The 13,290-nt window shown below is 60.2% G+C and carries 6 protein-coding genes; 5 read left to right on the top strand and 1 reads right to left on the bottom strand.

All coding sequences use genetic code 11. The annotated features are described in order from the left end of the window. Positions 1-28: 28 nt before the first annotated feature. Complete coding sequence (locus tag ACZ9DP_RS10050) at positions 29-1,111, bottom strand: ABC transporter ATP-binding protein (RefSeq protein WP_194731457.1); 1,083 nt, start codon at positions 1,109-1,111, stop codon at positions 29-31. Between the two features lie 237 nt (positions 1,112-1,348). On the opposite strand from ACZ9DP_RS10050, the gene ACZ9DP_RS10045 reads away from it, so the two are divergent. The 5 genes from ACZ9DP_RS10045 to glgB all read left to right on the top strand — a co-directional run bounded on the left by ACZ9DP_RS10045 (position 1,349) and on the right by glgB (position 13,199). Continuing rightward, a complete protein-coding gene (locus tag ACZ9DP_RS10045) occupies positions 1,349-2,755 on the top strand; it encodes an aminotransferase-like domain-containing protein (protein ID WP_476201479.1) in 1,407 nt (468 codons plus the stop codon). After that, the gene (locus ACZ9DP_RS10040) at positions 2,748-4,073 is read left to right on the top strand and encodes an NAD(P)/FAD-dependent oxidoreductase (RefSeq protein ID WP_208645065.1); all 1,326 of its coding nucleotides are present in this window, start codon (positions 2,748-2,750) and stop codon (positions 4,071-4,073) included. The genes ACZ9DP_RS10045 and ACZ9DP_RS10040 overlap by 8 nt, the downstream gene beginning before the upstream one ends. Before the next feature lie 344 nt (positions 4,074-4,417). Then, entirely contained in the window at positions 4,418-7,663 is a 3,246-nt protein-coding gene (locus tag ACZ9DP_RS10035; protein WP_476201478.1) for a maltotransferase domain-containing protein, read from the top strand. Positions 7,664-7,677: 14 nt separating this feature from the next. Further along, the gene (gene treS / locus ACZ9DP_RS10030; protein ID WP_476201476.1) at positions 7,678-10,995 is read left to right on the top strand and encodes a maltose alpha-D-glucosyltransferase; all 3,318 of its coding nucleotides are present in this window, start codon (positions 7,678-7,680) and stop codon (positions 10,993-10,995) included. Next, entirely contained in the window at positions 10,992-13,199 is a 2,208-nt protein-coding gene (gene glgB, locus ACZ9DP_RS10025; RefSeq protein WP_283073585.1) for a 1,4-alpha-glucan branching protein GlgB, read from the top strand. Before treS ends, glgB begins: the two co-directional genes overlap by 4 nt. The last annotated feature ends 91 nt before the right edge of the window (positions 13,200-13,290 follow it).

Below are 13,290 nucleotides of genomic sequence, written 5' to 3'. Positions count from 1 at the left end.
GGTTGAATGCAGTTTAGGCTTTTCGCTCTCACGATAGAGCCAGCGCCCGGCAGTCTTCCGGCGCCCAGCCGATGACGATGTTGTCCCCGGAGGCCCGAAACGTGTCCGCCAATGCAGCCGGCACCTTTATACGGACGTCATCGCACCCGCAGGCCTGGACGCGCAGCCGCAGGTGATCGCCGTGGTAGATCAGTTCGACGATCTTGGCCGTGAAGCGGTTGGGACTTTCGGCAGGAGACGACAGCGTGATGCGCTCCGGGCGCAGCACTAAGGTCGTGCGCGTCCCCTGTTTCAGCCCGTCACCGGCAAGAGCCGAGATGATGGAGCCGTCCGCGGTCCTGATCCGGCAGGTCTTTCCGACAAGCTCGACCACTTCGCCCGCGATGGCATTGTTCTCCCCGATGAAGGTCGCGACAAACGGGTTTGCCGGCGCTTCGTAAAGGGCGTGCGGCGAGGCGATCTGCTGCAGCGTGCCGTCATCGAAGACGCCGACGCGATCCGACATGGTCAGTGCCTCGCTCTGGTCGTGCGTCACATAGACGACGTTGATGCCAAGACGGCCGTGCAGGTGCTTGATTTCGAGCTGCATGTGTTCGCGCAATTGCTTGTCAAGCGCGCCGAGCGGCTCGTCCATCAGTATCAGTTGCGGCTCGAACACCAGCGCACGGGCCAGTGCGATGCGCTGCTGCTGGCCACCGGAAAGCTGGTTCGGCCGGCGCGTTTGGAAGCTTTCCATGCGCACCATGTCGAGTGCGCGGCGCACGCGTTCGGCCGTTTGCGCCTTGCCGAGCCGCCGCATCTTGAGTGGAAATGCCACGTTTTCGCCAACGGTCATGTGCGGGAAAAGCGCATAGTTCTGAAAGACCACGCCGATGTTACGGCGGTGCGGCGGTACGCTATCGATGCGGTGACCGGCGAGCGTGATGGTGCCATGGGTCGGAGCCTCAAAGCCGGCAAGCATCATCAGTGTCGTGGTTTTGCCCGAGCCGGACGGGCCAAGCAAAGTGAGAAATTCACCTTTTGCGACACTGAGGTCGAGCCCGCGCACGACGTAGCTTTTGCCGTCATAGGATTTGCGGACGCCTTCAAAGGCGATGAAAGGCTCATTCATGAAAATCCTCCGGTCACCGGTCAGGTTCTTTGCCTTTGTCTCGGTGTGCGATCGATATTGTCTCGCTGGCGTCAACTTTGTCAAGCAAGACAAATAATTTTGTATGGCGATCAACTGCCCCTCGAAATTCATAGAAAAAAATGATAGGCAGCAAAGCGATAAGGGAAAGCAATGAGAACGAGTGCATTTTCCGCCATACCAGCGGATCGGCGTTCGAAAACAGATGCGGAAATTTGTATGCCGAGAGATATGCAGGAGAACCACACAAAGAGCGGGGTGCTGAAGCGACCGGCGCGCCGGCCCGCCTATCTCGAGCTTGCCGGCGAGATAGAGGCAAAAATCCGTTCCGGCGAGCTTTCGCCCGGAAGCCAGTTGCCGCCGCAACGGGATCTGGCAAAGGAGCGTTCGGTCAATGTATCGACTGTCACCAAAGCCTATCGCGAGCTGCAGAACCTCAATCTGGTAGTGGGAAGTACGCGCCGCGGGACGATTGTGATGAGGGAAGGTGCGATGCCGCGCGTCGATCGCGCGACACGGCCCAGCGGCGTCATTGACCTTACCGTTAACCGCCCGGCTGTCGATGATTTCCAAAAACGCCTTGCCGAAACACTCCCCAAACTTGCGGCCGATTCGCGCTTCCAGGAAATGCAGGAGTACCAGCCGCCCGAAGGAGCCGCCTGGGCACGCGCCGCCGGCCGGCGCTGGATCGGGCTCAACGGCTTTGAACCATCCGCTGACGACATCGTCGTCACCAGCGGGGCCCAGCACGCCCTCCTCGCAGCCGTCAGCAGCCTGATCGAGCCTGGCGACGTAGTCGTCTCGGACCGGCTCACCTATTATGGCCTGAAGGCGCTCGCGCAGATGTTTCGCTTTCGCATCGTTGGCATCGGCAGCGATGATGAGGGCATGTCGGCAAGCGAGCTTGAGGATATCTGCCGGCGCGAAACGGTCCGGGCGGTGTTCGCCGTTCCTTCGATGCACAATCCGAGTGTCGTGACGATGAGCGAGGCGCGGCGCCGCGAATTGGTCGCCGTGGCCGAACGCCACGACGTGGTGATCATCGAGGACGACGTCTATGGACCGATGCTCGGCACCCGAGCTCCGACGCTCGCCACGCTTGCGCCGGAAAGGACCTACCATATTTCGGCCCTCTCTAAGGCCCTGGCGCCGGGCCTGCGCGTCGGCTATCTGACCTGCCCGCCGGGGCTTGCACAGGTGACTGCCGAAGCAGTGCGCACAACGGCCTGGATGCCTGCGCCGTTGCCGCTCCTCATCGCAAGCCGGTGGCTGGAGGATGGCACCGCCCAGGCCATTTTGAAGGCCCAGCTTTCCGAACTTCGGGCGCGCCACACGCTTGTTACCACTATTCTGGCAGGCCACTCCTTTGCAGCGGATCCCCGCTGCATGTTTGTCTGGCTGCGATTGCCGGCACCCTGGCGGGCAGAAGATTTCGCCGCCAACCTGCGTGCTCACGGCGTCGCGGTCATGCCGGCTGCTGCCTTTGCCTGCGATCGGCAGCCGGTCGAGCATGCCGTCCGTGTCAACATTGGATGTGCCGCCTCGCGCGAAGAGTTGACGACGGCGCTGCGGATCATCGCTTCGACACTCGCCGACCGTCCCCGGGCGTTGATCGGTCATGTCTGAGCAATCGGGCGTGACAAATCTGGAAATCGCGCCGCTGCCGGAGACGGAGAGGCGACATGTTCTCGTGATTGGTGCCGGTTTGGTGGGCCTTGCTTCGGCGCTCTGGCTGCAAAAGGCAGGGCATCGCGTCACCGTCATAGACCGCGAGCCACCGCTCGCCGGCGCATCCTATAAGCAAGCCTGTTCATACGGGAATGCCTGCACGATTGCGCCTCATAGCGTCGTGCCCGTCGCAACGCCCGGCATTGCCTGGCGGGTGCCAGGGATGCTTGCAAACCCGCTTGGCCCACTTGCAATCGTCTGGCGCTACCTTCCGCATCTGGCACCTTGGTTGCGTGCGTTTGTGGCATCGAGCAGCAAGGATGAGGTCGAACGGATCGCCGCTGTGCTCTCCGGCCTTCTTATGCAGGCCGATGCCGGCTGGCGGCCGCTTGTCCACGAAGCAGGCGCAAAGGCGCTTGAGCGGCGCCATGGATGTCTTTATCTCTATAAGACAGAGGCGCAGTTTCAGGCGGCGGAGCCTGAAATGCTCTTTCGCGAGCGTCACGGTGTTGCCCTGGAGCGGCTGGACGCCGCGGCAATCCGCGATCTCGAGCCCAATCTTGCACCACTATATTGTCGCGGCGTTTTGTTCCGCGATGCCTATACGATTTCGAGCCCGAAGCTGCTGGCCTTCGCGCTTGCCATGGTCGTCGGCGAGCGCGGCGGCACGTTTGTCGGCGGCGACGCCAGCGGCCTGGAGATGACAGAAGCAGGCGTCCGCCTCCGGGCCGGTGATGATGAAATGGGTGCCGATCACGCCGTGGTGGCGGCAGGTGCGTGGTCAGGCACGCTTGCGAGGCAGATCGGCGACAGGGTCCTGCTCGACACTGAACGAGGCTATCACGTGCTCTTCCCGTCGGCCGGCTCTCTCTTGGCGCGCCCCGTCTGTTATCCGGAACACGGATTCTACATGACGCCGATGGCAGATGGCCTGCGCGCTGCCGGCACGGTGGAACTCGGCGGCCTCTCGGCCCCGTCCAATGCCGGCCGCACGGCCATGATCCGCAGGGGCGTCGAAGCGCTTCTGCCTGGTGCGGGAGAGGGTACCTTGGAATGGCTCGGCTTTCGTCCATCGATGCCGGATTCGCTGCCGGTCATCGGTAACTCTCCGACATCACCGAACGTGACCTACGCCTTCGGGCACGGCCACCTCGGGTTGACGCTGGCTGGCATCACCGGGCGGCTCGTGGCAGATCTCGTCTCAAAGCGGAAACCGTCGATCGATCTGACGCCGTTCCGTTCCCAGCGCTTTAGCCATTTTGGCGCAAGCCGATGATAGGCGACTGCTGGCCCAAGACTGGAAATCGGCAGGCTTAGCTGTACTTCCATGATCTTCCCTAAACGGCACCACTCGATGCGTGGCTGATTGGCGCGGCCCCGGACGGCGCTGTCTTATGCGCGCTGCCATGGCGGCAGTATCGACCGCAATCAGCGGCTTTCCGGACCCTCTAGGACAGGCGGTCCACAGCGCGCACCACAGTCGCCAGATCGTCATCCGGTCAGCGAGCTCCGGTACCCAAACCGGCGCCATGTCCGGAAATGATGGTCAATTGCGCCAGTAAAAAAAAGGAACAAGCACGGCGGCCTTGCAGTTAATGCTGAAAAGGTTAGGGACTCACAATGAACACGCGCCCGCAATTCGTGTCGCGAAGCTCGCAACTTCCGCCGCAGATCTACTACGTGCATCCCCTGATGTTGAAGGGTTTGGCGGCGTGGAGGGAGGTTTTTGCGCATGCAAGAGACCTTGGTTTTGACACGGTCCTGACGGCTCCACTTTTCGAACGCGGTCATAATAGCAGTGTCTTTGTCACGAAAGGCTTCGATCGCCTCGATCCGGCATTGGGGCTGGGAAGTTCTGTCACTGAGGCCGTCGGAGCCTTGGTCCAAGCCGCAACCGACAACAAGCTCAAGATCATGCTCGACCTGGCCATTGATCGGGTGGCGGTCGACGAGGCTTCAGGATCAGTCGTCGCCGATCCGCGCGTGCCGCCGCACAAAGCCGGCAGCCAGCGCATCGATCCTACACGTGATCCTGGCCATCTCGACGACTGGCTCGCTCGGATGAGGCTGCTTACCGGCCTCGGAATTGCAGGCTTTCGCTGCCTCGGCATCGCAAGCCTGGCGCCGGAAGCCTGGTTCAACATCATCATGTCGACCCGCAAGTCTGCGCCAGAAACAACCTTTCTGGCCTGGACGCCGGGAAGCGACTTCGAAGTCCGCAAGGCCCTGGAGGGAACCGGTTTTGATGGCAGCTTCTCCTCGCTGGCATGGTGGGACCTTGAGGAACGTTGGATCATGGAGGAATACCAGATCCAGCGGCAGATCGGTTATCAGATCACCTTTCCGGAAGCGCCGTTCGGCAAGCGCGTCGCCCACGGCACCGACAGCTGGGAGGTCCTACAGCGCAAGGCCGTCCGAGCATTGCGGCTGTCTTCCACGTTTGCCAGCGGCCTGATGATCCCAATGGGCTTCGAGTATGGTGCCGCCGCACCGCTTGATCCGATGCATGGGGACGGGACCGGCCTGCGCGGCCTTCGCGAACGGGGCGCGTTCGACCTTTCCGGCGATATTCGCGCCGTCAACGCCTGGACGAACAAGACGGCTGCCGGTTTCGCGCGTCGGCCGCTCAAGCTCATCTCCACCAGCCAAACGCCGGCCGTTGCTCTGATGCAGACGGATCAGGAGGATGTGCCAAGCTCACAGAAAGTGCGTGTCGTCGTCCTCAATCGTGATCTGCGGCGCAGCGTCGGCGCTCCGTTCAATCTTGTGCGCGAGGCTGCATCCTCATTTCTGCCGCTGAGCAACCCGCAGGCCGACGATGAGATCCTTGACGCCCAACTGAAGTTGAAACCGGGTGAGCTTCGCGTTTTCGAAGGACTGTCGTCCGTTCCCATCATTGACGCACTCGCTGTACCCGCAGCCAGCGAGGCCGCGGCGTCTGCAAGATTGGCAATCGAAAAAATCACGCCGGCGGTCGACGAGGGACGGTTCGTGGTCAAACGCGTTGTCGGCGAAACGATAAAGGTTGAAGCCGATATTTTTGGAGACGGTCACGACCCCCTGTCGGCGGCGCTTCTTTGGCGCCCGGCCGACCAGAGCGGGTGGAACGAAGTCCGCATGGAGCTCGTCGAAAACGATCGCTGGCGTGCGGAATTCGTGGCAAAGCGCCTAGGGCGGCACGAATTCGTCGTGGAAGCATGGCGCAACCCCTTCCAGATCTACCGCTATGAACTCGTCAAGAAGCACGAGGCACGTCTCGATCTCAGGCTGGAAATCCAGGAAGGCATCAACCTCGTGCTGGACGCGCTCGATCACGCCGACGGCCAGATCAAGAGCCGACTGAAAGTCTTGTTCGACGAACTGACGGAGACGCAGGATGCACGGCGCACCGAAATCCTGCTCGCCACAGAAACCGCCGAGCTGATGGCGGCGGCAGATAGGCGTCCTTACCGGCTCCGGTCTCAAGTCATCCCGCTCGATGCCGAGCGTTCGGCTGCCGCCTTCGCAAGCTGGTACCAGATATTCCCGCGCTCCCAGAGCGGCGATGCGGACCGACACGGCACATTCGATGATGTTATCAAGCGGTTGCCGGCCATTCGCGCAATGGGCTTCGACGTGCTCTACTTTCCGCCTGTTCACCCCATCGGTACAACAAATCGCAAGGGTAAGAACAACAGCCTGCGTGCAGAACCAGGCGATCCCGGCAGTCCGTACGCGATTGGCTCGCAGGCGGGCGGCCATGACGCAATTCACCCCGAACTCGGCAGCTTCGAGGACTTCCGGCGGTTGGTCGATGCCGCCAAGGACGAGGGCCTGGAGATAGCGCTTGATCTTGCAATTCAAGCTTCCCCCGATCATCCGTGGCTAAAACAGCATCCGGGCTGGTTCGACTGGCGACCGGATGGGACCATACGTTATGCGGAAAATCCTCCCAAGAAATACGAGGACATCGTCAATGTCGACTTCTACGCGGGTGAGGCAGTCCCGTCATTATGGATTGCGCTGCGCGACATTGTTCAAAAGTGGGTCGACAACGGCGTAAAGCTGTTTCGGGTCGATAATCCGCATACTAAGCCTTTCCCGTTCTGGGAGTGGCTGATTGCTGACATCCGATCCCGGCACCCGGAGGTCGTATTCCTGTCGGAAGCCTTCACGAAACCCAAGGTGATGTACCGGCTCGCCAAGGTCGGATTCTCGCAGTCCTACACCTATTTCACCTGGCGCAACGCCAAGTGGGAACTGGAACAGTACATGCGTGAGATCACGACGGAAGAACCCAAGGAATTCTTCCGTCCGCACTTCTTCGTCAATACGCACGACATCAACCCTGACTTTCTGCAAAATGCGCCTCGTCCGGCTTATCTCATCCGTGCGGCGCTCGCAGCGACACTGTCGGGACTATGGGGGGTCTATAACGGTTTTGAGCTTTGCGAGGGTCGCCCGGACGCCAAGCGCAAGGAATATGCCGACTCAGAAAAATACGAGATCCGGGCCTGGGACCACGATCGGCCGGGCAACATTAAGTCCGAAATCACGATGCTCAACCGCATCCGCAAGGAAAACCCGGCTCTGCATTCCCACCATGGCCTGCAGCTTCTCACAGCCTGGAACGACAACATCATGTTCTACGAAAAGGCGAGCCCCGGGCGCGAGAACGCTCTGCTGATCGCTGTCAATCTCGATCCGCATAATGCCCACGAGGCAGATGTGGAAATTCCGCTCTGGTCATGGAACCTCGCGGACCATGCCGCGCTCGATCTCGAAGACCTGATCGACGGTCACAAATTCACCTGGACCGGCAAGGTTCAGCGCCTTCGGCTCGATCCCCACGCCGGGCTGCCGTTTTCGATCTGGCGTGTGAGATAAGGGAGGAAAGCAAAATGGACGTCGCAACCACAAGCCGTAGTCAGACGCAGACCGAGACGCAGACAAGCAAGCAGGATTCCGATCCCCTGTGGTACAAGGACGCTGTCATTTACCAGCTTCACATCAAGTCGTTCTTCGACGCCAATGGAGACGGCATCGGTGACTTCGAGGGACTGCATGAGAAGCTCGATCACATCGCTTCGCTCGGAGCCAATGTCATATGGCTCTTGCCGTTCTTCCCGTCCCCGCGCCGTGACGATGGATACGATATCGCCGACTACACCAATGTCAGTTCGGACTACGGCACCATGGAGGAGTTCGAGGCCTTCGTCGAAGCCGCACATCAACGTGGGCTGAGAGTCGTTATCGAGCTCGTAATCAACCACACCTCCGATCAGCATCCGTGGTTCCAGCGGGCGCGCCATGCGCCTCCCGGCTCGCCGGAGCGCGACTTCTACGTCTGGTCGGACACGGATCAGAAGTTCCCGGAAACCCGGATCATCTTTCTTGACACTGAAAAGTCCAACTGGACCTGGGATCCTGTCGCCGGCGCCTATTATTGGCACCGGTTCTATTCCCACCAGCCCGACCTCAATTTCGATAATCCGCTCGTACTGAACGAGCTTCTAAGCGTGATGCGCTTGTGGCTGGAAACCGGAATCGATGGTTTCCGACTGGACGCAATCCCCTATCTGGTCGAGCGCGAGGGGACAATCAACGAGAACCTGCCAGAGACGCATGGAATCCTGAAGAAGATCCGTGCAGCGCTCGATTCCACTCACCCTGGCAAGATGCTGCTTGCCGAGGCCAATCAATGGCCGGAGGATACCAGCGACTATTTCGGCAACGGCGATGAATGCCACATGGCATTCCACTTCCCCTTGATGCCGCGCATGTATATGGCAATCGCCAAGGAAGATCGGTTTCCGATCACCGATATTATGCGTCAGACGCCCGAAATCCCGGAGAGTTGCCAATGGGCGATCTTCCTGAGAAATCATGACGAGCTGACACTCGAGATGGTCACTGACGACGAACGGGACTATCTTTGGAACATCTACGCCGCTGATCGCCGCGCGCGCATCAACCTCGGAATCAGGCGACGTCTTGCGCCGCTGATGGAGCGCGACCGCCGCCGCGTCGAGCTGATGAACGCGCTTCTGCTTTCGATGCCCGGTACTCCCGTGATCTACTACGGCGACGAGATAGGCATGGGCGACAATATCTATCTAGGCGACCGCGATGGCGTGCGAACGCCGATGCAATGGTCTCCGGACCGCAATGGCGGCTTCTCGAAGGCAAACCCCGCGCGCCTCGTTCTGCCGCCCATCATGGATCCGCTTTACGGCTACGAAGCGGTTAATGTCGAAGCGCAGGGGGCCGATGCCCATTCGTTGCTCAACTGGACACGGCATATGCTGGCCTTGCGCAACAAGCATACTGCATTTGGGCGCGGTTCCTTACGGTTCCTGTCGCCCGGCAACAGGAAAATCCTTGCTTATCTTAGGGAATACCAAGGCGAAACGATCCTTTGCGTCGCCAACCTGTCGCGCCTGCCGCAAGCCGTCGAGCTGGATCTTGCCCATTTTGCCGGTTACATCCCGATTGAGCTGACGGGCATGTCTCCTTTCCCGCCGATCGGTCAACTCACTTATCTGCTCACGCTGCCCCCTTATGGTTTCTTCTGGTTCCAGCTCAGCCAGGAGACTGATGGCCCCGCATGGCGCGCCGAGCCTCCCGAGCAGATGCAGGACATGGTGACCATGGTCGTGCGTCGCGACCTGCAGGAACTGCTCGATGAGCCCCGGCTTTCAGGTACGCTTTCGAGCGAGGTGCTGCCGGCCTATCTCGGCAAGCGGCGCTGGTTCGCCGCCAAGGGCGAGAGGTTAAGGCGTGCGTCCCTGATTTCCGCCATGCCGTTTCCATTCGCCGGCAACATCTTGTTTGCAGAACTGGAAGCGGAACTGGAAGCTCGCAATGAGACATACCTGCTGCCGCTTGCCGTATCGTGGGATGACAGCCAGCCCAGTGCTCTTGCCCAGCAGCTTGCCCTTGCCCGTCTCCGTCAGGGCCGTCGCGTCGGCTTCCTGACTGACGGATTTGCGATGGAAGGTCTTGCACGCGGCGTCATACGAGGCCTCTGTGACCGTGCCGTCATTGCCGGTCGCGCTGGCAAGCTCGAGTTCTTAGGGACCGCGCAGCTCGACTGCATGAGCGTCGATGATGACATACAAGTGCACTGGCTCTCTGCCGAGCAATCCAACAGCTCGCTGATCGTCGGCGATATGGCGATGGTAAAACTCATCCGCCATATCTTCCCCGGTGTCCATCCGGAAGTGGAGATGACGCGCCGGCTGACCAGCGTCGGATATGCCAATACCGCGCACCTGCTCGGCGAAGTCGTTCATATCACACCCGATGGCAGCCGATACACGCTGATTATCGTGCAAAGAGCCATTCGCAATCAGGGCGATGCGTGGAATTGGATGCTGGCCAATCTGCGTCGCTCGACCGACGAGGTCGTGGTGACCGGCGTTGACGGCAAGGCGGCCGACGAGCATTTCAAGCCGCTCGTCGCGTTCGCTGCGACCGTTGGCAAGCGGCTCGGCGAATTGCATGCGGCGTTGGCGCGGCCGACCGAAGACGAAGCCTTCAAGCCCGTCCGCATCACCGATGAGGACGCCGCTCGCTGGGCAAACGCTGTAAGGGAGCAAATTCGCGGCAGCCTCGCCATGCTTAAGGCAAGCGGCGACAGTCTTGCGCCGGCGCTGGCGCAACAGATCGGCTTTCTCGTCCAGCAGCGCGAGGATCTCTTGAATGCTGTTGACGATCTCGCCAGGGCTGCGGTCGGTACGCTGATGATCCGAAATCACGGCGATTTCCACCTCGGCCAGGTCCTGGTTGCGGAAGGGGATGCCTACATCATCGATTTTGAGGGCGAGCCCGCACGCGATCTTGCCGAACGCCGCGCAAAGACCAATCCCCTGCGAGATGTCGCGGGCCTCCTGAGGTCGTTTAGCTATTTGGCGGCATCCGCCGATCTTGACCTGGAACGGGTAAGCGAGGTGGAAGATCAAAGACACAGCGCACTCGTTAGGCGCTTCATCGACTTGGCCGAGCAGGCGTTCCTCGGTGCTTATTTCGGAGTGATCGAAGACGTGCGCGAACTCAACATTCCGACCAATTCGCGCAGTCGCATCCTCGATCTGTTCCTGCTCGAGAAAGCCGCTTACGAGATCGCCTATGAAGCGCGCAACCGACCCAACTGGCTGGCCCTGCCGCTTGGCGGTTTCTCGGCCATCGCATCGAGACTGCTGGAGAAAGTCGCATGAGATACGAGCGCACAGACTTGATGATAGGCACTGTCCAGGAGGGCCTTCAGGCTCTCGTCGAAGGCCTTCACGGTGATCCATTCTCGATCCTTGGACGCCACCAGTATGGCGATCTTACCGTCGTAAGAGCCTTGTTGCCCGGGGCAGCATCCGTCGACGTGGTCGAGGCTGACACCGGCCGCGTGCTGACGAGACTGGAGACGATTCATGAAGGTGGCCTCTTTGCCGGGGCAATCGGTAGCACGACGAATTACCTCTTTCGCATCAACTGGCCGGATGCCGTACAGGAGACGGAGGATCCTTATTTTTTTGGATTGCTGCTCGGTGAGCTTGACCTGCATCTAATTTCTCAGGGCACCCACTATGATCTCGGCCGCACGCTCGGGGCCATTCCGATGGAGATCGATGGCATACAGGGCGTGCGATTTTGTCTGTGGGCACCCAATGCGCGGCGGGTTTCCGTGGTTGGCGACTTTAACAGTTGGGATGGTCGCCGGCATCCGATGCGACTGCGTCCTTCAGCCGGCGTATGGGAACTCTTCATCCCGCGCCTGACGCATGGAGAACGCTACAAGTTCGAACTCATTGATGCCAACGGCAATCTCATGCCGCAAAAGGCCGACCCGGTTGCCCGTGCCAGCGAGGCTGCACCTTCTACGGCTTCGATCGTCGCGCCCTCAAAACCCTTCCGCTGGAGCGATGAAGACTGGATGCGTGCTCACCGCGCCGAGCGCGCACTCGAAGGCGCAATTTCAGTTTACGAGGTGCATCTTGGCTCCTGGCTTCGGATTGCCGAGGAGGCAAACCGGTCCCTCGACTGGGTCGAATTCAGCCAGAGGCTGGTTCCCTATGTCCAAGATCTCGGCTTTACGCATATCGAACTGTTGCCGATCATGGAACATCCGTTCGGCGGCTCCTGGGGCTATCAGCCACTTGGCCTTTTTGCCCCGACCGGCCGTTACGGCCTTCCGGATGACTTCGCCTATTTCGTCGACCGCTGCCATGCTGCAGGCATTGGCGTCATTCTCGATTGGGTGCCGGCACATTTTCCAACCGATGTCTGGGGGCTTGCCCGCTTCGATGGCACCGCGCTTTACGAGCACGAAGACCCGCGCGAGGGCTTCCACAAGGACTGGAACACTCTGATCTACAATCTCGGGCGCAACGAGGTGAAGGGGTTCCTGATCGCCAGTGCCCTTGAATGGCTGGAACACTATCACGTCGACGGTCTGCGCGTCGATGCGGTCGCCTCAATGCTTTACCGCGACTACAGCCGCAACGAGGGCGAATGGATCCCCAACGCATATGGCGGACGCGAGAATCTTGAGGCGGTGGAATTCTTCAAGCACCTGAATAGCATCATCCATCATCGGTGCCCGCATGCCTTTACGGCTGCCGAAGAGTCGACCGCCTGGCCAGGGGTCACGACGCGGCCCGAGGACGGTGGCCTCGGCTTTGATTTCAAGTGGAACATGGGCTGGATGCACGACACCCTGCATTACATGCAGGAAGATCCAGTTCACCGCAAATACCATCATGCGGCGATGACGTTCGGCATGATCTATGCCTATTCCGAACACTTCATGCTGCCGCTTTCCCATGACGAGGTTGTGCACGGCAAGGGTTCGCTTTTCGCAAAGATGCCCGGCGATCACTGGCAGCGGCTTGCAAATCTGCGCGCCTATTACGGCTTCATGTGGGGACATCCAGGCAAGAAACTCATTTTCATGGGTTGCGAGCTTGCCCAGGAGAGTGAATGGGACCACGATGGTTCCGTTCATTGGGACCTGCTCGACAGTCCCGCTCATGCAGGTATTCAGCGGTTGATCCGTGACCTCAACAGGCTCTATGCGCAAGAGCCGGCGCTACAGTTCAGCGACCTTCATGCCGCTGGTTTCGAATGGGCAGTCGCAGACGACGCGGAAAACTCCGTCTACGGCATGCTTCGCAGTTCGCCCGACCGCTCGTCGCTGATGCTGATTATGTCCAATCTCACCCCTGTTCCGCGCTACGGTTACCGGGTCGGTGTGCCCACGGAGGGCCGCTGGCAGGCGGTACTCAATACCGACGCGGCGATCTACGGGGGGGCCAATCTTGGCCAGACTGAGGTCTGGGCAGAACGCCAGCCAAGTAACGGCAAGGAGTATTCCGTCCTTCTGACACTGCCGCCGCTCGCAACGGTCTTCTTAAGGCACAAGGAGTAACGCTCTTCCATCTGCGCTGGGGTGGTGCCGGACGCCCAGGCGTCCGGCACCTGGTCGTGCTTTCAGGAATACTGCGGCGAAGCCGATTCAC

The organism is Rhizobium sp. USDA 4016 (assembly GCF_056279705.1).
This window is presented reverse-complemented; position numbering and strand designations above follow the sequence as displayed.

Bases quoted from the DNA above. Each gene is read 5' to 3' on its own strand.
- ACZ9DP_RS10035 (WP_476201478.1), top strand. From the start codon at position 4,418: ATGAACACGCGCCCGCAATTCGTGTCGCGAAGCTCGCAACTTCCGCCG.
- ACZ9DP_RS10040 (WP_208645065.1), top strand. From the start codon at position 2,748: ATGTCTGAGCAATCGGGCGTGACAAATCTGGAAATCGCGCCGCTGCCG.
- glgB (WP_283073585.1), top strand. From the start codon at position 10,992: ATGAGATACGAGCGCACAGACTTGATGATAGGCACTGTCCAGGAGGGC.
- treS (WP_476201476.1), top strand. From the start codon at position 7,678: ATGGACGTCGCAACCACAAGCCGTAGTCAGACGCAGACCGAGACGCAG.
- ACZ9DP_RS10045 (WP_476201479.1), top strand. From the start codon at position 1,349: ATGCCGAGAGATATGCAGGAGAACCACACAAAGAGCGGGGTGCTGAAG.
- ACZ9DP_RS10050 (WP_194731457.1), bottom strand. From the start codon at position 1,111: ATGAATGAGCCTTTCATCGCCTTTGAAGGCGTCCGCAAATCCTATGAC.